This window comes from Paenibacillus xinjiangensis (assembly GCF_059686975.1).
This window is the reverse complement of record NZ_JCAALS010000005.1, coordinates 129,094-150,249: the sequence shown is the minus strand read 5'-3', so window position 1 is coordinate 150,249 and position 21,156 is coordinate 129,094. Positions and strand designations below refer to the sequence as shown.

General features: G+C 46.9%; 20 protein-coding genes and 1 tRNA gene. 18 read left to right on the top strand and 3 right to left on the bottom strand.

The features are described from left to right. Positions 1-380 precede the first annotated feature (380 nt). A complete protein-coding gene (locus AC6ESP_RS07210; RefSeq protein WP_497096018.1) occupies positions 381-914 on the bottom strand; it encodes a phosphatidylglycerophosphatase A family protein in 534 nt (177 codons plus the stop codon). 130 nt (positions 915-1,044) lie between these two features. Between AC6ESP_RS07210 and AC6ESP_RS07205 the strand changes: the two genes are divergently transcribed. The 3 genes from AC6ESP_RS07205 to rdgB all read left to right on the top strand — a co-directional run bounded on the left by AC6ESP_RS07205 (position 1,045) and on the right by rdgB (position 3,690). Then, on the top strand, positions 1,045-2,106 hold the full coding sequence (locus AC6ESP_RS07205; protein WP_497096017.1) for a GerMN domain-containing protein: 1,062 nt from the start codon (positions 1,045-1,047) through the stop codon (positions 2,104-2,106). 202 nt (positions 2,107-2,308) lie between these two features. Further along, positions 2,309-3,046 (top strand): ribonuclease PH, encoded by a 738-nt coding sequence (rph, locus tag AC6ESP_RS07200; protein WP_497096016.1) that lies wholly within the window; start codon positions 2,309-2,311, stop codon positions 3,044-3,046. 5 nt (positions 3,047-3,051) lie between these two features. Then, positions 3,052-3,690, top strand: a complete 639-nt coding sequence (gene rdgB, locus AC6ESP_RS07195) for an RdgB/HAM1 family non-canonical purine NTP pyrophosphatase (RefSeq protein WP_497096015.1) — start codon at positions 3,052-3,054, stop codon at positions 3,688-3,690. Between the two features lie 67 nt (positions 3,691-3,757). On the opposite strand, the gene asnB is transcribed toward rdgB, so the two are convergent. Continuing rightward, the gene (asnB, locus tag AC6ESP_RS07190) at positions 3,758-5,602 is read right to left on the bottom strand and encodes an asparagine synthase (glutamine-hydrolyzing) (RefSeq protein WP_497096105.1); all 1,845 of its coding nucleotides are present in this window, start codon (positions 5,600-5,602) and stop codon (positions 3,758-3,760) included. Between the two features lie 164 nt (positions 5,603-5,766). Here asnB and AC6ESP_RS07185 point away from each other — a divergent pair, with 164 nt between their 5' ends. The 4 genes from AC6ESP_RS07185 to AC6ESP_RS07170 all read left to right on the top strand — a co-directional run bounded on the left by AC6ESP_RS07185 (position 5,767) and on the right by AC6ESP_RS07170 (position 7,464). Further along, positions 5,767-6,099, top strand: coding sequence for a hypothetical protein (locus tag AC6ESP_RS07185; RefSeq protein ID WP_497096014.1), 333 nt, complete (start codon positions 5,767-5,769; stop codon positions 6,097-6,099). A gap of 33 nt (positions 6,100-6,132) precedes the next feature. Continuing rightward, on the top strand, positions 6,133-6,492 hold the full coding sequence (locus AC6ESP_RS07180) for a hypothetical protein (protein ID WP_497096013.1): 360 nt from the start codon (positions 6,133-6,135) through the stop codon (positions 6,490-6,492). Positions 6,493-6,512: 20 nt separating this feature from the next. Further along, complete coding sequence (locus AC6ESP_RS07175; RefSeq protein ID WP_497096012.1) at positions 6,513-6,662, top strand: hypothetical protein; 150 nt, start codon at positions 6,513-6,515, stop codon at positions 6,660-6,662. Positions 6,663-6,855: 193 nt separating this feature from the next. Beyond that, entirely contained in the window at positions 6,856-7,464 is a 609-nt protein-coding gene (locus tag AC6ESP_RS07170; protein ID WP_497096011.1) for a P-loop nucleotide/nucleoside kinase family protein, read from the top strand. Positions 7,465-7,692: 228 nt separating this feature from the next. Here the strand turns inward: AC6ESP_RS07170 and AC6ESP_RS07165 are convergent. Next, a tRNA-Arg gene (locus AC6ESP_RS07165) sits at positions 7,693-7,769 on the bottom strand. A 418-nt stretch (positions 7,770-8,187) separates the two neighbouring features. Here AC6ESP_RS07165 and AC6ESP_RS07160 point away from each other — a divergent pair. The 11 genes from AC6ESP_RS07160 to lonB all read left to right on the top strand — a co-directional run bounded on the left by AC6ESP_RS07160 (position 8,188) and on the right by lonB (position 21,125). Further along, positions 8,188-9,168 (top strand): hypothetical protein, encoded by a 981-nt coding sequence (locus tag AC6ESP_RS07160; protein WP_497096010.1) that lies wholly within the window; start codon positions 8,188-8,190, stop codon positions 9,166-9,168. Positions 9,169-9,256: 88 nt separating this feature from the next. Beyond that, positions 9,257-10,549 carry a trigger factor gene (gene tig / locus AC6ESP_RS07155; RefSeq protein ID WP_497096009.1) on the top strand — a complete coding sequence of 431 codons (1,293 nt, stop codon included), beginning with the start codon at positions 9,257-9,259 and terminating at the stop codon, positions 10,547-10,549. A 344-nt stretch (positions 10,550-10,893) separates the two neighbouring features. Next, positions 10,894-11,481: an ATP-dependent Clp endopeptidase proteolytic subunit ClpP gene (gene clpP, locus AC6ESP_RS07150; RefSeq protein WP_497096008.1), complete on the top strand. Its 588-nt coding sequence runs from the start codon at positions 10,894-10,896 to the stop codon at positions 11,479-11,481. Positions 11,482-11,508: 27 nt separating this feature from the next. Further along, positions 11,509-12,768: an ATP-dependent protease ATP-binding subunit ClpX gene (clpX, locus tag AC6ESP_RS07145; RefSeq protein WP_497096007.1), complete on the top strand. Its 1,260-nt coding sequence runs from the start codon at positions 11,509-11,511 to the stop codon at positions 12,766-12,768. 95 nt (positions 12,769-12,863) lie between these two features. Continuing rightward, on the top strand, positions 12,864-13,973 hold the full coding sequence (gene ispG, locus AC6ESP_RS07140) for a flavodoxin-dependent (E)-4-hydroxy-3-methylbut-2-enyl-diphosphate synthase (protein WP_497096006.1): 1,110 nt from the start codon (positions 12,864-12,866) through the stop codon (positions 13,971-13,973). Between the two features lie 158 nt (positions 13,974-14,131). Beyond that, positions 14,132-15,238 (top strand): GerAB/ArcD/ProY family transporter, encoded by a 1,107-nt coding sequence (locus AC6ESP_RS07135; RefSeq protein ID WP_497096005.1) that lies wholly within the window; start codon positions 14,132-14,134, stop codon positions 15,236-15,238. Then, positions 15,228-16,751 (top strand): spore germination protein, encoded by a 1,524-nt coding sequence (locus tag AC6ESP_RS07130; RefSeq protein WP_497096004.1) that lies wholly within the window; start codon positions 15,228-15,230, stop codon positions 16,749-16,751. The genes AC6ESP_RS07135 and AC6ESP_RS07130 overlap by 11 nt, the downstream gene beginning before the upstream one ends. After that, positions 16,748-17,851 (top strand): GerAB/ArcD/ProY family transporter, encoded by a 1,104-nt coding sequence (locus tag AC6ESP_RS07125; protein WP_497096003.1) that lies wholly within the window; start codon positions 16,748-16,750, stop codon positions 17,849-17,851. The genes AC6ESP_RS07130 and AC6ESP_RS07125 overlap by 4 nt, the downstream gene beginning before the upstream one ends. Then, positions 17,848-19,068 (top strand): Ger(x)C family spore germination protein, encoded by a 1,221-nt coding sequence (locus AC6ESP_RS07120; protein ID WP_497096002.1) that lies wholly within the window; start codon positions 17,848-17,850, stop codon positions 19,066-19,068. The genes AC6ESP_RS07125 and AC6ESP_RS07120 overlap by 4 nt, the downstream gene beginning before the upstream one ends. Next, entirely contained in the window at positions 19,068-19,295 is a 228-nt protein-coding gene (locus tag AC6ESP_RS07115; RefSeq protein WP_497096001.1) for a hypothetical protein, read from the top strand. The genes AC6ESP_RS07120 and AC6ESP_RS07115 overlap by 1 nt, the downstream gene beginning before the upstream one ends. Before the next feature lie 123 nt (positions 19,296-19,418). After that, the gene (gene lonB / locus AC6ESP_RS07110) at positions 19,419-21,125 is read left to right on the top strand and encodes an ATP-dependent protease LonB (protein ID WP_497096000.1); all 1,707 of its coding nucleotides are present in this window, start codon (positions 19,419-19,421) and stop codon (positions 21,123-21,125) included. Positions 21,126-21,156: the final 31 nt, after the last annotated feature.

Sequence of the window (21,156 nt, the reverse complement as noted above, 5' to 3'; positions counted from 1 at the left end):
CTGGTCCCATATGCGTAACCAGCACTTAGGTGCCAGCAGGTATCGTATGCTGAGTTAATCCTTCAGGAATATGGGCGAATTCACTAACTTGAACCGCAACAATACCTACAAATGGAACATCTGGCGTCCATTCACCGTCTGGGTAAACTTGGACTAAGTAAATCCCGTTATTGTCCGATAACTCCCGTTTCCAAATCTTCGTTCAACGACACCGTTACAGAGTAAACCAGCTTCGTTTCATGACGTTCCACGGTTTGCTTGTGCTTCATGTCATCGCTACCACAACTCCTTATTAGGTATAAAAAAGCGGTGCAGGAATGTTTCCTGCACCGCCATTTTTGTAGTACCCCTTCAGTGATGCCCCTTGCCTGAGCCTTATTCTACGTTAAGCCTGCTGCGGCTTCCCGTTCTGCTTGCTTGCGGTGGGCAATCCGGCTGGCTGCCGCAGCTGCTATTGCGCCTACGATATCATCGAGAAAAGTATGGATTTCCCCGCTGTTCTTATCATTTAATTTCTTAAGCACTCCTGGCTTCAGCTTATCGATGTAGCCGAAGTTGGTAAAGCCGATGCTCCCATACACATTAACGATGGATAAAGCCAATATCTCATCGCAGCCATACAGTCCTTCATCATTGCTAATCATATCTTGAAGCGGCGCCATAAGCTTGCCTTCCTCAGCCAGCATATCGAGCTGGATACCAGTCAGCACCGCATTTTGCACCTCGCGTTTGGATAATACGGCCTCTACATTTACGATGCATTCATCAAGTGTCAGGTCTGGAAAATAGTCTTTTTGCAAAAAATGAACAAGCTGGCCGATCTGTGTCCTGGTCACATTCCGCTTAGCAAGCCATTCATCTGTCGCCTCAGCAACTTTGCGACTATTCAAGCTGTAAGGATTCGGTGTAAACATTTCAAATACCCCCTCATGATTTTGTGGACAAAACTGGTCTAAAACGGGGAAGGGCTCGTATACATAGTACTACAAATAAACAATTGTACAAAGCCGTAACGGCAATAAGCGACTAGGAGGAAAGGTTATTATGATTCAAACAAGATGGATTCGCCGTGCTGCAATTGGGGGCGTTCTGGTTCTACCCATCCTCACGGCTGGCTGTGGGCTGTTCTCCAAGGAGACAAGCAAGGAAATTGATCCGCCTCAGCAGGTGGAGCAGACGAATAGCGTTGACGGAACCAATACCGGACAGGCTGTTCAGACCGAGCAAGGGGGAGAAACCCAGCTCACGGTTTACTTGGAGGATAACAAAGGTTATTTGGCACCAGTAGCGCTGCAGACAACACTTGGCAAGAATGAAGCGGCAGGCCAAAAAGCTTTGGAAATTATGGTTGATGGAGGCACGTATGCAAGTCAGCTCCCAGAAGATTTCCGAGCCGTAATCCCTCAAGGAACACAAGTGAAATCCTTCCAGATTAACAAGGAGCAAAAGCTCGCGATTGTTGATTTCTCAACACCGTTCGTCGATTATGTTGCTACGGACGAGCGGGCAATCGTGGAGGCCATCACATGGACATTGACCGCAATGCCTGGCATTGAAGGCGTAGAGCTCCTGTATGAAGGCAAAAAGCTTCAAGAGATGCCTGTAGATGGCTTCCCGCTGGATGAGCCGCTTAATCGTTCGGTCGGTATCAATCTGGAAGCTGCCGATGGCGTTAATTATTCCAATTCCACACCAGTTACGCTGTACTTCTCATCGCAAACCTCGAATGACGAGCAATATTATGTGCCGGTAACACGGTTGATTGCACGTCCAGATTCGAAGGCAAAGGCCGCGCTAGAGCAGCTGATTGCTGGACCTCTCGACAAGAAGGAGCTAACCGGCGTCATAACGAATGATGTACAAGTAACGAGCATTGAGGAGAAGGATGATACCGTCATGGTTGACCTAGAGGATCAGGCTTATGAGACGGGACAACCGGCACCAGCAGAAATGCTTGAAGCCGTTATTTTATCCGTAACGGAAAATACAGGAGCAACCAAAGTGCAAATTCGCTTGAATGGTGAAGGCGATATTGTAGATGAGAACAATAAAGACTACAGCAAGCCCGCAGAACGGCCGCATCATGTAAATGCCATCAAGAGCTAGTATGGTTGAATGATTCTAATTCATGCATCAATAGCAAGAGGGCAAGGAGGGTAGTGGCTCCTATGCCCTTTTTTTGTATGTCCGAAGGTGAGTCATCTAATATTTTGTAGGGAAGCGGGTGCTTTTCGTATGTCAGTTTGGTAAGATAGGTAAGATTGTAGAGTGCAACACAGTATAACGAAAGATTCAGGAGGCTACAGGCATGAGAACAGACGGTCGCGAAACAAGCCAGCTTCGGCCGGTAACGATAACGACAGGCGTTAATAAATATGCGGAAGGCTCCGTGCTCATAGAGTTCGGCGACACGAAGGTTGTCTGCACAGCCAGTGTAGAGGAACGTGTACCGCCATTCATGAAAGGTCAAGGCAAAGGCTGGATCACTGCGGAATATTCGATGCTGCCGCGCGCAACGCATTCCCGTAATCATCGGGAATCGGCAAGAGGCAAGCTGACGGGCCGTACGATGGAAATTCAAAGGCTGATTGGGAGAGCGCTGCGTTCAATTGTAGATTTGCAGGCGCTTGGAGAACGTACGATTACGCTGGATTGCGATGTCCTGCAAGCTGATGGCGGAACGAGAACGACTTCCATTACCGGAGCCTTCATTGCTCTATGCCTTGCTGTGAACAAGCTGTCCAAAACCGTACAATTCGCGAAATATCCCGTTACCGATTATTTGGCTTCGGTTAGTGTAGGCGTTATTCAAGAAAGAGCTCTGCTTGATCTGAATTACGATGAGGACTCCAAAGCAAAGGTTGATATGAACGTTGTGATGACCGGCAGCGGCAAATTTGTTGAGGTGCAGGGAACAGGAGAGGAAGCTCCATTCACACGTGATGAACTGAATCAATTGCTTGAGCTGGCAGAAGGTGGAATTCAGCAGTTAATCGGGAAGCAGCGTGAAGCGCTAGGACCAGATGCGGATCGAATTGGAGGCTAAGGACAGTGACTTTTCTAACAAGTGATATTGTATTAATTGCTACAAAGAATGAAGGCAAAGTGAAGGAATTCGCTTATGCTATGAGCAAGCTGGGCAAAACAGTTAAGAGCCTGAATGATTATCCTGATTTTGCAGATATTGTGGAGGATGGCAGCACGTTCGCTGATAACTCTAGAATTAAAGCGAAGGCAGCAGGCGAGGCTTTTCAAGTGCCGGTGCTTGCAGATGATTCAGGTCTTCGTGTGGCCGCACTAGGCGGAGCTCCTGGCGTTTATTCTGCACGCTATGCGGGTCCAGGGGCGAAGGACGAAGACAATAATGCGAAGCTGCTTGAAGAGCTGAAGCAGCTCGGACTGCCAGAGGCAGGGGAGCCGCTCGCTGATGGCTCGAAGCTTCTCAGCCCCGCTGAATTCGTCTGTGCGCTTACGTTGTATGATCCGTCTACAGGCGAATACATAGAAACAGAAGGAACGGTAGACGGCTTCATTACGGATCGCAAGCATGGAAGCGGCGGCTTTGGCTATGATCCCCTCTTCTGGCTGCCGAAGCTGGGCAGAGGAATGGCGGAGCTGTCGAAGGAAGAGAAGCAGCAGATTAGCCACCGCGGTGATGCGCTGACCAAGCTAATGGAGAAGCTATTGTAGACCCATATAGACATATAATGAAAAGCCCCGAAAGCACCAGCTCTTACAGGTGTCCGGGGCTTTTATTTTATTTGATAACGACGTGATATTCCTTGAGCCACAGATTGACTTGATAGAGGTAAGCGAATAATTGAGGTCCCGACATCAATTGGCCGAACCACGGAATGTTCGACTTGGCTGAATCAGATTCAGCAAGCTCTCTTATTTTCTTAACATCAATAAGCGGCAACAAAGGAGAGGAGGGATCATTCAGAATATCCAATAGGAGTGTTTTGACTGCTGTCAAATAATTTGGATTATGCGTTTTGGGATAAGGACTTTTTTTGCGGGTCAGCACATCGTCGGGGAGAACGCCCTTCAGCGCTTTGCGCAGAATGCCCTTCTCCCGATCACCAGCGGCTTTGATCTCCCAAGGAATATTCCATACGTATTGAACAAGCCTATGATCGCAGAACGGAACGCGAACCTCAAGGCCGGCTGCCATGCTCATCCGATCCTTCCGATCCAGAAGGGTAGGCATGAAGCGGGTAATGTTCAAGTAAGACATCTGCCGCATCTTGCGAACCTGCTCGGATTCCCCATCTAGATGAGGAACCTCGGCGATAGCATCTGAATAGCGGTCACCGATGTAGTCCAGCGGCTTAATCCACTGCGCAACATCAGGAGCAAGCAGATCCGCACGCATACTAGAGGCTAGCGACCAAGGGAAGGTGCCGGCATTCAGCGCTTCTTCCCGGTGGAACCATGGGTAGCCGCCGAATATTTCATCGGCTGCTTCACCGGAGATGGCTACAGTAATGCCCTTCTTGATTTCTCGGCAGAATAGCAGCAGGGAGGCGTCCACATCGGCCATACCGGGAAGGTCGCGAGCGAAGGTGGCGTCCCGCAGTGCAGCTACGAGCTCAGGCGTATCGAATTGAATGGGATGATGAATTGTGTCCAAGTGAGTTGTCATCCGTTCAATCCAAGGGGCATCGCTGTTAGGTTGGAAGGCGTGCGCCTGAAAATGCTTGTCGTTGTCAGCATAATCGACAGAATACGTATGGACATTGCCTTGGCCAGTCTGTTCATAATACCTAACGGCTAGTGTGGTAAGAGCACTGGAGTCAAGTCCTCCCGAGAGCAGCGTTCCCACGGGCACGTCCGATACGAGCTGGCGCTCAGTAGTGTCTCTCAGCAGCTCGCGTACATGCTCTGCAGTTGCTGCTACATCCTCCTCATGAGGAATGCTCTCAAGCTTCCAATATTTCGTAGTGCGGCTGCCCGTACGATTAACGGTCATGCACTGTCCTGGCAGCAGCTCGGTAATATGCTTGTAGACCCCTTGACCAGGAGTTCTTGCAGGGCCAAGTATGAAAATCTCTGCAATACCCTCCGCCCCGACTTCGGGCTTAACAGCAGGATGCGCCAATATGGACTTAGGCTCCGAGCCGAACAGGAATAGGCCATCAACCGTACTGAAGAAGAGCGGCTTCACGCCCAGCCGGTCTCGGGCAAGGAACAGCTCCTGCTCCGCATCATGCCAGATGGCAAAAGCAAAAATGCCATTGAATCTTTCGACGCAAGCTTTGCCCCATTCGATGAAGGCTACGAGCAGCACTTCCGTATCACAGTTCGTGGTGAAGGTTCTCCCTCTGCTCTCCAGCTCCTTGCGCAGCTCAAGCGCATTATATAGCTCGCCGTTATAGACGACTACGTATGTGTCATCTCCCGAGCGTCTGATCATCGGTTGTGCCCCGTTCTCAGGGTCGATAACACTTAATCTTCGATGTCCGAGCGCGCAATGCATCGTTATCCAGGTGCCCGAAGCATCTGGTCCGCGCAGCGAGAGCGTCTGAGTCATTTTCTCCAGACTGATGCTGTCGTGGGTCAGATCGCGGGTCCAATCGATCCAGCCGGTTATTCCACACATGATTCTCATTCCTTTCTTCTGCTGCACTCCAGTAGCGATAATAACAGTTATATGCTGAAAAAAGGGATAAAATGTCTGTCCGAAGGGGGAAGCTAACGACAGGCTTAAGCTTTCTATATTTCCCTATATTCAATGGGCATGACTAAGGAGATGACTATACAGATATGTCTGAGGAAGAACAGCTAGATCGTAGTCGGAAACGGTATTATGTGTCGGTGCAGGCTGGGCAAATTCTAGAGGACCCGACTGTCGCTGCCTATGAGCTTGAGGTAACGGCCAATGAAGAGGAATTTATTCGGCTGCAGGAGCTGTTCGATGAGCTCTCGAGTATGGATGAAGCGCAAGCCTCGCATTTTGGAATGAGCTTCTTCGGAACTGCAAGCGATAGCCAAATCAATGCCGGATATGATGGTCTTATAGCGCGTATATACAAGCTGCTGCATGAGCTTGGGACGGAATCGACGAGACAGCACATTGATTCGATGCGGCTGTTCTAGTAACAGCTGTAGCGCAGGGAAGGAGCAGGGGCTATGCAAGTGTTGGAAGCATTCGTGCAGCGTGCAGTCGACAGGGATGGGATTCGCTGCGGTGAGGTCGAGGTGAAGACGGACAGCCCGGGGGCTCCCGATGTGCTTGTTTATTTTGCAGTCTCTGCGGGCAACGAATATGACATGCTGGAGCTTGTACGTACGGAAGCAGATTTCGAGGTGGATTGGTTCGATAATACGATGCACCGTGCTTATGAGACTATAACAAGCGAATGGTTCGCCAATATGAATATGAAGAGCAATTGGGGCTCCCGTGAGGCATTCAAGGAGCAAGTGCTCGCCTCTGGGCAAGTGCGAGAAGAGCTTGCCAAGCTGCTGTATAGCCAGCAAGAGGAGATATAGAAAGGAGGTGTAGCAGCGCGATGAGTCAATCCCCCAAAGACAAAAGCTTGAAGTATGATATTAATCCTGAATTCGCGGATCAGGTAATCGAGAAGAATGAGAAGCAGCATGTAGCGCAGAACAATCCAACCGGCAATAGAGGCGGCAATAGACGCTCAGGCAGAACTTAGCACGATGAGTCATTAAAAGAGGAGCAGCGTATCGGCGGTCGCAGATGATTGCAGCCGCAGGCGCTGCTCCTCGATCTGTCACGAAGGATACTGTCGTATTATAGGGAATAATGTCACATCGCAATATATCCATATCACAAAAGGAATGGTACAATAGATCGACAAAATAGATTGATAGTGGAGGCAACTGGTTTTGCAAAAGTTATTGTTTTTTGTAGGTGTAGCGGGAACGGGCAAGACGACTGTGGCGAGAAAGCTCGCTGAGAGGATTCCGGCGGCTTTTCTGGATCGCGATACGGTAGGCGGTAGATTCGTGGAAGCGATGCTGGAGAAGAATGGTCTGGACAAGAATGATCGTGATTCGGATTTCTATAAGCAGAATTTGCGTGATTTGGAGTATGAGACAACCAAAGATATTTGTATCGAGAATTTGGCAGCAGGTCAGAACGTGTTCATGATTTCTCCGTTCACTGCTGAGCTCAAGAACCGCGTATGGATTGATGAAGTCATTGCTGGTGCAGGTCTTGCCAAGCAGGATGTCGAGGTCAAGGTCATTGTGGTCACACTAGACAATATGGAGCTGCAAAAAAATAGAATTGTGGATCGCCAGACAGAGCGAGATCAGTGGAAGCTAAATAATTGGGGTCACTTCGAGAAACGTGTCAACTTCGTTCCCGAAATCAATTGGGATATCCCGGAATCATCCATTCTTATTTACGATAACAGTGGTGTGATGGATGAAGAGCAGATCGACAGACTGCATCAATTTGTTGTCGATAAGCAGTATAGTCTGTCTCATTAATACCTACATACACCGATATTCGCATTCTAGCGGATATCGGTTTTTAACGTAAGGGGGCCTTCTCCCAATCTAATGGAGGTCAGCACCAAACGTCAAAGAAATCAAAAAGTATCGAATCCATCCGTATTCTCAGATAGCAAATAGAAACTAAAAAAGCCCCGAAACCCTTGATATAACTAGGTTTCGAGGCTTTTGTCTATTGATCAATCGTTACGTATCGGAACTAAATGGCGTCCCAGGAGGGATTCGAACCCCCGACCGACGCCTTAGAAGGGCGTTGCTCTATCCTGCTGAGCTACTGGGACACGTAATAATGAGTATAGCATAACTTCGCGTCGATTGGCAATACATGAATTGAAGTTAGCTCAGAAATTAATCAGGCAAGTCTATGTACTAACGTTCTGCAACAAGCTGTCCTGAATAAATTCGCTTGCATAATATAGCATATTTCCGAGAAAGAATGCAAGCTATCTTTTCTGAGAACATCCGTCTAACTTGTATAATGATATTCAGTGCTAGCAATATTATATATATTCTAGGGAATATGTAAATGAATTCCTTGCGCAGACTTGGTTAGAATAATCTGATTTAGGAAGAATGAAGAGAGAAAGCGAACAAAATTCATCAACCTTCAACCGTTTCGTTCGAATGCCAGCCAAACGTTTGTTTTTATCTTTGCCGCTTCCATGTTATAATCTTACGCAAGCAAAGGGCAGACGAAAGATGAGGTTTGACCGACAAGGCGGTGGTACCATTACAACTCCCAGTGATACAAAGGGGAACAGTAAAGACAATAATGTCTATCTGTTTCCGAAGATGCTAGACCATTACCAAATTCAATTAACCCGTATGCTGGAATCGGAACAGTACGGAGAAGCGAAAGGCCTTCTTCGGTTTCTGCTTCAGTGTAAGGGTGAGGATGACCGGCATTATGAAGAGTGGGGAAGTCTTCTTTCCTGGCTTGACATGGCTTTTCCGGAAGAGGGTGGTGAAGAGGGCACTAGCTATAAGCAGCGTGAAGAGGAAGAGAATGAAGAAACGTTCCGAGAGCAATTATTGAATCCGCCTGAGCAGGATGAGGCTTATGTGAAGCAAGTGCTGTATATTATGCAGCATCATCCGATGATTGATCAGCAGATTCTGGCCCTTGAGCGTGCCGCATACATACGCATGGCAGAAGTGGATACGATGATTGTGGATTGGCTTACGTCGACTTCAGATATTCATCCGGTTGTCCAGTTCAAAGCGCTGCAATGCTTACGTAAGCGTGAAGCGACCGGCATTATTGAGCTGGAGAGAATGGGTGAGCTGGTCAAGCTGGAAATTGAAGCCACACCGCTTGCCATGGATGATTTTCCTCAGCCCGTTAGCCGAATCTTGGAAAGAGTGGAGAATGTGGCAGAGTCTGATGACCCGACGCTGCCACATTTCGCCAGAGAGCTATGGAAGGAAAGCCTCCAATTTCTGTATGGATCATCCGCTTATATTTGGATGCTGAGAGATGATGACGACACAGTGGATTGTTATGCAGCTGCCCTGCATTTAACGTTGCTGCTAACCGTTTACGGCTCGGCTAACGACGATGATATTCGGGATACATACGGTATTACGGAAGCTCTTCGATTCCGTTATGAGCAAGCTTGCAGGACCCTTAGACAGGTCGCTATGCTTCAACAATCAAGCGAGGATGATCCTCAGTCTTGAAATGAGCGCTCATGTTGTTTATAATAGAATGGTTTATGGAAAGTGAAAAATTACGGTCATATGCGTATTTTGGAGGGGAAAGCATAAAATGAAAGCAACTTGGGAAAAAATAGACAAGAACATCGTATCCATTGATGTTGAAGTTGAAGCTGAGAAAGTCTCAGCAGCACTAGATCAAGCTTTTAAGAAAGTATCAGCAAAAGTAAACGTTCCTGGATTCCGTAAAGGTAAAGTTCCACGGGGCATTTTTGAATCCCGTTTCGGTGTAGAGAGCCTCTATCAAGATGCGATCGACATCCTGCTTCCAGACGCTTACTCTGAAGCTGTGAAAGAAAATAACCTGGAGCCTGTTGATCGTCCGGAAATCGACGTTGAACAGTTCGCAAAAGGCGAAACTTTCAAATTCAAAGCAAAAGTTATCGTTAAGCCTGAAGTTCAGCTTGGCGAATACAAAGGCCTTGAAGTGCCTTCAACTGAAGTAACAGTTGGCGACGAAGAAGTAAACGCTGAGCTTGAGCGTCTTCAACAACGCCATGCAGAGCTTTCTGTCGTAGACGAAGGTGCTGCACAACAAGGTGACATTACAGTAATCGATTTCGACGGTTATTTGGACGGAGAAGCATTCGAAGGCGGCAGAAGCGAGAACTACTCTCTTGAGCTTGGTTCAGGTTCTTTCATCCCAGGCTTCGAAGAGCAAGTTGAAGGTATGCAAATCGGTGATTTCAAAGATATCGAGCTTACATTCCCTGAGACGTACCACGCTGAGAACCTTGCAGGCAAAGCTGTAGTGTTCAAAGTGAAGCTGCATGAAATCAAACGCAAAACGCTGCCAACTCTTGATGATGAGTTCGCTAAAGACGTTAGTGAATTCGATACTCTTGAAGAGTACAAGCAGGATCTTGTGGTTAAACTGAAAGAAACGAAACAGAAGGAAGCGGATCAAGCACTTGAAGCAGCAGTAGTATCAAAAGCTTCTGAAGCTGCTGAAGTAGAAGTTCCTGAGCCAATGATCGTTACTGAAGTTGACTTCATGATTCGTGATTTCGAGAACCGTCTCAAAATGCAAGGCATGAACATGGACCTGTACTACCAATTCTCCGGCCAGAGCGAGAGCGTTCTTCGTGAGCAAATGCGTACTGACGCACAAACTCGCGTTCGCAACAACCTTGTACTGAGCGCCATTGCACAAGCAGAAGGCATCGCGGCTACAGATGAGGACATTACAGAAGAGCTTGAGAATCTATCGAAATCCTACAACCGCCCTGCGGAAGAGCTTCGTGAGATTTTCACTCAAAACGGCAACATTGACAGCTTGAAAGAAGATGTTGAGCTGCGCAAAACAATTAAATTCCTGCTTGAAAACAGCAAGACAGTTGCTTAAGCAGCTTAGTCTTCTGCCTTAATTGAATAAGAGCTTCAACCGAGAATAAGGCACGTCGCTTAAGTACGTGCCTTTATTTTCACCCTACATAGCATTTCTGAACGAATTGGAGATTAGTCTCCGTACATAACCGGCGTTTCCCATCGTATACTGTAATATTGGAAAAATGACATCGAAGAATTGACGTGTTACAATAGGGTTCAGCAGAAACGAATGTGTCAAGCTATGTAATGGCTATCCTTATACATAGCTCATAGCTCTATAGCGTTTCGCGATAGAGAATAAGCGATGCAGCTTAAGGCATTCATTCTCGCAAAAGTCATAAACGAAAAGAGGTTGGTCGCATGAATCTGGTACCGATTGTAGTTGAACAAACGAATCGCGGGGAACGGTCTTACGATATTTACTCACGTTTATTGAAGGATCGAATCATCTTTCTCGGGAGTGCTATTGATGATGATGTAGCAAACTCCATCATTGCGCAGCTGCTTTTTCTGGCGGCCGACGATCCAGAGAAGGACATTCATCTGTATATTAATTCACCAGGCGGCTCCGTTACGGCGGGCATGGGGATTTTTGATACGATGCAATATATTAAGCCTGAAGTGTCGACCATCTGCATGGGCATGGCAGCAAGCATGGGGTCATTGCTATTGACTGCAGGAGCTAAAGGCAAACGCTTTGCGCTTCCGAATGCGGAAGTTATGATTCATCAGCCGCTCGGCGGTGTGAGAGGCCAGGCGACGGATATCAAAATCCATGCCGACTGGATTCTCAAAACAAAACAAAAGCTTAACCAGATCTATGTAGATCGTACCGGTCAGCCTTATGACAAAATCGACCGGGATACCGACCGCGACTACTTTATGAGTGCGGAGGAAGCCCTGAACTACGGTCTGATTGACAAGGTGATAACTGCTCCGGTATCGTAATGATTTAATCTTGAAGGGGTGATTACATTGGCATTTAAATTCAATGACGAAAAAGGCCAGCTGAAGTGCTCGTTCTGCGGCAAGTCGCAAGAACAGGTTCGTAAATTAGTAGCGGGTCCTGGCGTCTATATATGTGATGAGTGTATCGAGCTTTGCACGGAAATCGTTGAGGAAGAGCTTGGTCATGAGGAAGAGCTTGATATGAAGGACATTCCGAAGCCGAAGGATATTCGTGCTATTCTGGATTCCTATATCATTGGTCAGGAATTTGCCAAAAAATCGCTTTCCGTTGCTGTATACAATCACTACAAGCGTGTTAATTCAGGCAGCAAAATTGAAGATGTTGAATTGCAAAAAAGTAATATTTTGCTCGTAGGCCCTACAGGCTCAGGTAAAACATTGCTTGCGCAAACAATGGCCAAAATCTTGAACGTTCCATTCGCGATCGCGGATGCAACTTCTCTCACAGAAGCTGGCTATGTCGGCGAAGATGTAGAGAACATTTTGCTCAAGCTGATTCAAGCTGCCGATTATGACGTTGAGAAAGCGGAACGCGGCATTATTTATATTGATGAGATCGATAAGGTTGCTCGTAAATCGGAGAACCCTTCGATTACGCGTGATGTATCGGGTGAAGGCGTTCAGCAGGCACTTCTGAAAATTCTCGAGGGTACAGTTGCATCTGTTCCGCCACAAGGTGGACGGAAGCATCCGCATCAAGAATTTATCCAGATTGATACGACAAATATTCTGTTCATTTGCGGTGGCGCATTCGACGGACTGGAGTCGCTTATCAAACGCCGTATCGGTAAGAAAGTAATCGGCTTCAGCTCTGCTGGCGAAGTCCAGAAGGATCTGAAACCAGGTGAATACCTCTCGATGGTGTTGCCTGAGGATCTATTGAAATTCGGATTGATTCCGGAATTCGTAGGCCGTCTGCCGATCATTTCTACACTGGAGCCTTTGGATGAGGAAGCGCTAATCCGCATTTTGTCCGAACCGAAGAATGCTCTAGTGAAGCAATATCAAAAAATGCTTGAGCTTGATAACGTCAAGCTTGAATTCGAACCGGCTGCTCTTGAAGCTATTGCTAAGGAAGCAATCAAACGGAACACTGGTGCGCGTGGCTTGCGTGCGATTATCGAGGGTATTCTTCTTGAAGTGATGTACGAAGTGCCATCTCGTGAAGATGTGAATACTTGTGTCATTACAGAGAAATCTGTACAAGACAAAGTGATGCCGGAGCTAAGCAGCAAGAAGAGCAAGAAGAAGGAAGAAAGCGCCTAATTAAGCGATCATTACCGTCAATGTTTCCACCCGGCCGTGCGGCTAATCCCGCCAGTTCCCGGGTGGACTTTGACGTTCATGGGAGAGATCACTTTATGTATAATCGTAAAGATACGATACCGGTCAAAGTAGGCAATCTGACGATTGGCGGAAGCAATGAAGTTATCATACAGAGTATGTGTACAACCAAGACTGCTGATGTTGAAGCTACTGTTGCTGAAATATTGCGTTTGGAAGAAGCAGGCTGTCAAGCCGTTCGCGTCACCGTTAATAACATGGATGCAGCGAATGCTATTAAGGAAATTAAGAAACGGATTCATATTCCGCTGGTTGCGGACATTCATTTTGATTATCGGCTGGCGCTTGCGGCTATTGAGAACGGTGTGGATAAGGTTCGGATTAATCCGGGCAATATCGGACGTCGGGAACGTGTAGAAGCCGTTGTTAAAGCCTGTAAGGAGAAAGGGATTCCAATTCGAATCGGGGTAAATGCCGGCTCTCTTGAGAATCATTTGCTCGAGAAATATGGATATCCGACACCAGAAGCGATGGTGGAAAGTGCATTGTTTCATATCGGTATTCTGGAAGAGCTTGATTTCCACGATATTATCGTCTCTCTTAAAGCATCGGATGTTCCGATGGCCATTGCCGCTTATTCCATGGCTGCGGAGAAAATCAAATATCCACTCCACTTGGGCATTACGGAAGCAGGTACGCTTCATACAGGCACCATTAAGAGCTCTGCCGGTATTGGCGCGCTTCTTGCATTAGGCATCGGCAACACGGTACGTATAAGTCTGAGTGCTGATCCAGTCGAGGAAGTGAAGGTTGCCCGCGAGCTGCTCAAGACATTCGGGCTTATCACGAATGCAGCTACGCTTGTATCCTGTCCGACTTGTGGACGTTTGGATATTGATCTATTCTCGATTGCGAATGAAGTGGAAGAGTACATCTCCAAAATTAAAGTGCCTATCAAGGTATCTGTCCTTGGCTGTGCCGTAAATGGACCAGGCGAAGCACGGGAAGCTGACATTGGTATAGCTGGAGCTCGAGGCGAAGGTATGCTGTTCCGCTATGGAGAGATGATTCGCAAAGTTCCAGAGGCTGAGCTGCTGAACGAGCTGAAGAAGGAAATTGATGAGATCGTTCGGGTATTCGAGGAAACAGGTGAAATACCGGGTAGAAAACACCATACCCATGCATAGGAATGAACGAATAGAGAAGAGGCATCTGCCACACGTCATGTGACGTTAGCAGATGCCTCTTTTGTTATTTCAGCAGAGTCATGTACGGGGGTTAATGAATAAATATCCAATTAGTAGGGGAGGTTATGAGACACTACTACTTGATAGGAGGGAGAGATATGGAGGAGGGAATCAGCCAGAATCAGCTAGCTTCTACCATTATTTTGTTTCTGATCGGTAGCTCCTCTTTATTCCTGCTGGCGGGAGAGGCGGGTAGAGATGCATGGATCGCTGTATCTTTAGGTGTCGTTGCCGGTCTCGTTGTGTTGGTAGGTATAACGCTGCCCATCTATCGAAGTGCACCTGGGGCCCACTTGTTCGAGCTGTTTATGGGACAAATGGGTAAACCAATCGGATTTATTCTATGTATCGCTTATATTTTATATTTTTGCTACAAATCCATCCGCAACATCAGAGAGTTCGGAGATTTAACGATTCTATATTTGCTTCCAGGAACACCTCTTGCCGTAATTATTCTAATTATTTGCGGAATTGCTGGATATGTCGTAAGCAAAGGGATCGATGTGTTGTTTAGAATGGGGGAAGTCTTGCTGCCTCTTGTCATTACCGTCTACTGTTTTTTATTTATTTTAATTGTCATATCTGGGCTTCTCAATTCAGAGCATATTTTTCCGATGCTGGATAACGGCTTTCGTCCGGTGTGGGATGCGGCGATTCCAGAGCTGATCTCTTTTCCTTTTGGTGAGATGGTATTATTCCTTATGTTCTGGAAGTACACAGATTTCAAGAAGGGGACGGTGAGTCTGACTGTCAAATGTTATCTGTTCTCCGGAATGTTTATCACAATTACGAATTTATTGATCATTGCCGGTATGGGCAAGCTTTCGACGGTAATGACAATGCCTTTTATGCAGCTTACTATTCATATCAATATCGCTAGGTTTTTCGAGAGAATTGATCCTTTTGTTGCGATATTGCTGTTTACAGGCGTTTTCTTTAAGCTGACGACCTATTATTGGGGAGCGGTACTTGGACTGTCTTATTTATTCAAGCAAAAACAAATCGCTGCAGTCTGGCCCATTGGTACAATTCTGTTTGCCGGATCATTAGTGTTCTCAAGCTACATGGAGCAAGTGTGGGTAGGCTTTCAGCACAATTTAAAATTTCATTTTCCGATATTTCAGATCGCGCTCCCTATGCTTTTGTTAATCGTGATTAAAATCCGCCAAGTATGGAGCAAGAAGGTGAAATGGAATGAAGGATGAGCTTTCTTCACTGTTGGAGACGAATATTCAACTGATTGAGGATGGGTTTGGGGGTGGTGCCGATACGATCGTTCGTAGAATGCAGACAGCTACGGGTACCCCAATAGCGCTGCTGCATATAGGCGGACTTGTAGACACGAGCGCGATCAACCTGTTAGTGATGAGTATTACGCAAGATGCAGCGGTGACTAATGTGACATATAACGATGGCGAGCATGTTTTTGATTATTTAATGAATCGCTCACTTGCATCAGGGGGTATTGATCAGGCAAGTTCGATCGAAGATGTGATGCTTGCCATGCTCGAGGGCTTCACAGTCATTCTAATAGAAGGCTGTATGCGAGCGATTATCGTGTTCACACCAGGTGGGGAGAAGCGTGCAGTTGAGGAGCCCTCTACGCAGACGGTCGTCCGTGGACCGAAGGAAGGGTTTACTGAGAGTGTAAGAACGAATACAACACTAATCCGCCAGAAGATTAAATCGACCAGTCTACGCATGGACTATAAATTAATAGGGAGAGAGACAAGAACGACCGTTGTTGTTGTCTATATGGCAGGAATCGCGGAAGACAGTATCGTACAAGAAGTTAATCGACGACTGGACGCAATCGATACGGACAGCATACTGGAAAGCGGCTATATTGAGGAATTTATTGAGGATAAGACGTTTACACCGTTTCCACTGCTGCAAAATACGGAAAGACCGGACGCAGTAGCAGCAAGCTTGTTGGAAGGGCAGATTGCCATCATGGTCGATGGAACACCATTCGTACTGTTGGCCCCTGTTACCTTCGTTAGGTTCTTTCAATCCAGTGAAGACTACTATCAGCGTTTTGATATCGCAACCTTCCTGCGCTTACTCCGTTTCGTTTCTTTTTTCATATCTTTGCTAATGCCTTCCATCTATATCGCGATCACGACTTTTCATCAGGAGATGCTGCCTACTCCTTTGTTAATCAGTCTGGCGTCGCAGAGGGAAGGGATTCCTTTTCCTGCTATCGTTGAGGCCTTGCTGATGGAGATTACTTTCGAGATATTGCGTGAGGCTGGCATTCGTATGCCTCGTATCGTCGGGAATGCTATTTCAATAGTCGGAGCGTTAGTTCTAGGACAAGCCGCTGTTCAGGCGGGTCTAATATCGGCTGCAATGGTCATCGTAGTGTCGTTCACTGCCATCGCAAGCTTCGTCATTCCATCAGTCAATATGGGAACGGCGGCACGACTGATTCGATTTATTATGATGATCTTAGCAGGTACATTCGGGGTGTTTGGTATTATGGCGGGATTAATGGTATTGCTTACGCATCTATCGGCTCTACGTTCCTTCGGGGTTCCTTATTTGACGCCAATCTCTCCATTAATACCAAGAAACTTGAAGGATGTATTCATCCGTGTTCCTTGGTGGGCAATGAAGAGACGGCCAGGAGGTTCGAACCGGCAAGCTGATGGTATCAGGCAAGCTGTTACTCAGCAGCGCAGCACACAGAAACAAGAGGGGGATGATGGCAAATGAAGGTTCAGCTTTCCTATTTGGAGTCTACTCTGCTTGTTTTCATTGCCATTGTACCGACGGCAGTACTCACAGTTCCTACTGTCATAGTTAGCAGTGCAAACCAGGATGGTGTGTTTGCTATGTTGGTCGCTACGCTTATCGGGCTGGCACTAGCCAGCTTATATGGTTGGATATGCACGAAGAGTGAGGGAAGGCCACTGCTGGAGTGGCTGGAGAGCCGATTCGGAGTCATCATTACGACAGTAATTGGATTATTGCTCAGCGTATACTACTTCCTCACTGCCATTCTTATTATGCGTGCCTATGCAGACTTTGTAGTGAGTCAATTTATGCAAGCAACACCTTTATTCGCCTTGGTTATTCTTATTATGCTAGTTACGACATACATCGTGAGTCAAGGCATTGAAGTCATTTCAAGAATCAACTTTGTTGTCGGGATAACGAGCCTACTCTTTTTATTTGTGAATATCATATTCGTCATTGAACATATGAAGGGGAGTCACTTTCTCCCTTTGTTCGAGACTGAAGTTGTTGATTATATATCTCCTACAATGACAACGCTTAGTTGGCTTTCAGAGGGCACTGTTATTTTTATGCTAATGCCATTTCTGAAAAAACCATCAGATGGAGCTGGTGCTGTTCTGTGGGGGATACTGCTGTCAGGCATTATTATGACGATATTGGTGATCTCCGTTATTGCTGTATTCGGGCCTCATATTGTGAAGGGGCTGGATTATCCGACTTTCTCCTTGATAGGCATTGTAGAGATTGGCCACTTTATTGAACGGGTTGATATTTTTTTTACTTCGGTATGGATGGCTAGTATGTATGTCAAATTATCTATTTTTCTTTTCTGTTTTTTTCAATGCCTAAGCTATACCTTCCGCGTTCGTAATCAACCTCTGTTGTACACGGCATTCACGGGTCTGGCTGGCTTCACCTCCATATATTCTTGGAAGCGTAATATGGATATGTATGACTTCAGTGCCAGAGCGTCAACTCCCTATTATCTGTTGATGAATATCTTGCTTCCACTCCTCATTTGGATCGGTCTGCTGATGACAGATCATAAATCCGATGAAAAGAAGGGCTCTATATGAATAGGAAATGGATAAGCTGTGCTGTCATGCTTCTGCTGAGCTCCACAATGCTGTCTGCCTGCTGGAGCCGCATTGAGTTGAATGAATTGGCTATTACTTCTGCTACTGCAGTAGACAGGGATGGAGACGAATGGGTGGTTTCTTATCAAGTCGTCATCCCGTCATCTATTTCTTCGGGACTAGGGTCTTCAAGCAGCGGTCCGAGCGCTCCGGTTATCGTCTATTCGACTAGAGGTCGCACGATCCGTGAAGCGAATGGCCGAAGCTTCTCAGAAAGCCCAAGAAAGCTCTATTACGCACATAATCGGATTATTGTCATTAGTGAGGCGGCGGCCAGGTACGGTCTTAATTCCGTACTTGATGTCTATTTCCGCAATCCAGATGCTCGTGAAACCGTAGACGTATTAGTCACACAGGGGAGCTCCCGCAAAATTTTAGAGCAAATGATGCAAATTCAAAAAATATCAGGTGACGGCATTAAGAATCTCAATATCCTGGAATCGCAATATACGTCTATCCTGCCTGAAGTCAAGCTCTACAGGTTAGCGATGGATCTATCAAGCGATTCAGGCAGCGCCTTGCTGCCTGAAGTATTGCTGTCTGGGGAGGGAGAAACAAACTCCTTGGAGGCTTTTCAAAAAACCACATTGCCATCTAAGATTAAGCTTGGAAGACTGGCCGTCATCAAAGGGGATAAAATGGTCGGATGGCTGTCCAGAAAAGAGGCGCTTGGTGTAGCCTTCCTGCGAGATGCTGTGCAGCAGACCACCTTGGTAGCAGCTTGTCCGAACGATGCCAAGCATCATCTTACTTTTCTTATTACGAAGTCCTCGACGAAGCTTAAGCCTTCTCGGAACGATAATGATATAACTATTAATGCAATGGTTGAGTCTAACGCCACATTAGTGGAAACAGATTGTGCAGGGGTAGATCTGTACAATCCGGATGTTGTGGAGCAATTGGAGAAGGAAATGGGGAGCGTTGTTATCCATTTCATGGAGACGGGCTGGAAAGCAACTAAGAAGCTTAAGGCGGACACAGTAGGCTTCGGAGATTTGCTTCATCGCACCTATCGAAAGGATTGGAGGCAGTGGAAGGAGGATTGGGATAGCCAATTCGTTAAGCTGAAGCTTAATCCTACGGTTAAGATTCATATCACCAGCATGGGTTTGAATAACCGTCCAATTAATGTTAAGGATCTTCGGGAGGATAAATGATGGATTTACAGTTAATAGCTTTGGTAGTCGTTATAGCTGGGGCATTGTGGGCTGGTGGAAAACGCATGCTCAGCCGGCGTCAGTATCGTGAGTACACCTTATATGCAGCTGCTTTAATATGGATAGGCTATCTTTTTATAATGAAAGCCTACAGCCTGCCTCTTATAACCGTAGTTTCCTTGATTGAATTTGCTATGAAGCCGTTTAATACAATTCCGCTTTCTTAATCTTGAGAGAGAAAGGCTAGGAAAATAAATGGAGATGCGGTTATTCCCTGCCCCAAGAGGCAATACTACCCATTATGAATTCTTTTACCGGATGCTTTGTCTTTTGAGAGGAGTGGATAACTGATGAGTTTGAGTGTGATTTTGATGTTGATTCAAGTTTTTTTTGCTGTGGTCATCGGGTTGTACTTCTGGAATTTGCTGCGTAATCAAAAAACGAATCGTTCTGCTGTGGATCGTGAATCTCGCAAAGAAATGGATAAGCTGCGCAAGCTTCGATCCGTTTCCCTCACGAAGCCTCTAGCTGAGAAAACAAGACCTCAGGCGATGCAAGATATCGTTGGGCAGGTTGATGGCCTACGCGCGCTTAAGGCTGCTCTGTGCAGTGCCAACCCCCAGCATGTCATTATCTACGGACCGCCAGGTGTCGGTAAAACCGCGGCAGCCCGTGTCGTATTAGAGGAAGCTAAGAAAAATCTGTCCTCTCCCTTCCTCCCGGAAGCGAAGTTCACAGAAATCGACGCAACAACGGCAAGATTCGATGAGCGGGGGATTGCTGATCCGCTGATTGGCTCTGTTCATGATCCTATTTATCAAGGTGCTGGTGCGATGGGGGTAGCGGGTATTCCGCAGCCGAAGCCTGGCGCTGTTACGAAAGCACATGGCGGCATTCTGTTTATCGATGAAATCGGTGAATTGCATCCTGTGCAAATGAATAAGCTGTTAAAAGTGCTGGAGGATCGCAAAGTGTTTCTGGAGAGCGCTTATTACAATTCAGAAGATGCGAATATTCCGATGTATATACATGATATTTTCCAGAATGGGCTTCCTGCTGACTTCCGATTAGTCGGAGCAACGACAAGGTCTCCTCAGGATCTGCCTCCTGCTATACGCTCGCGGTGTATGGAAATCTTCTTCCGGCCGCTATTGCCTGGTGAAATCTCCATGATTGCCGAGAATGCGATTAAAAAAATCGGATTCGGCGCTTGTACAGAGGCTGTAGAGGTCGTCAAAAAATATGCGACGAACGGCCGCGAGGCTGTAAATGTCATTCAGCTTGCTGCGGGCGTTGCTCTATCTGAGAAACGTGATACTATTACAGGAGCAGACATTGAATGGGTCGTTAACAGCAGCCAGATTCCACCTCGCCCTGACCGTAAGGTGCCGGATGCGCCGCAGGTCGGCTTCGTGAACGGATTGGCCGTATACGGACCGAATATGGGGACCCTGCTTGAGATTGAAGTTAGTGCGATTCCTACAGCTAGCGGTCTCGGACAATTCACAATTACGGGTGTTGTGGATGAGGAAGAGATGGGTGGCGGAGGCTCTCGTACGCTGCGCCGCAAAAGTATGGCGAAGGGTTCGATTGAGAATGTCATTACGATGCTTCGCAGATACGGCTTGAATCCGCAAGATTATGACCTGCATATTAATTTCCCTGGAGGTACGCCGATTGATGGACCGTCCGCTGGGGTAGCGATGGCTACTGCTATCGCATCTGCTATTAAGGAAGAGCCGATCAGCAATAAATTAGCGATGACCGGTGAAGTTGGCATTCACGGCAATGTCAAGCCTGTAGGCGGAGTTCTGGCGAAGGTAGAGGCTGCCTTCCAAGCGGGTGTAGATACGGTTATTATTCCGCGTGAGAATTGGCAGGCTATTTTTGCAGGACTGGAAGGATTGAAGGTCATTCCGGTTGATCGTGTAGATGAAGTATTCAACTACGTATTTCCTGCTCGCGCAGCCGCTCTTGAAGAAGTGGAAACACATGTCCCTGCTGATCTGTTTATCCCCTCAGGAGTTCCCTATTTGCAGGCTGATTCCGCGGAGTGATAAGATAGGGGGGACAGAACATTTGGAGGTG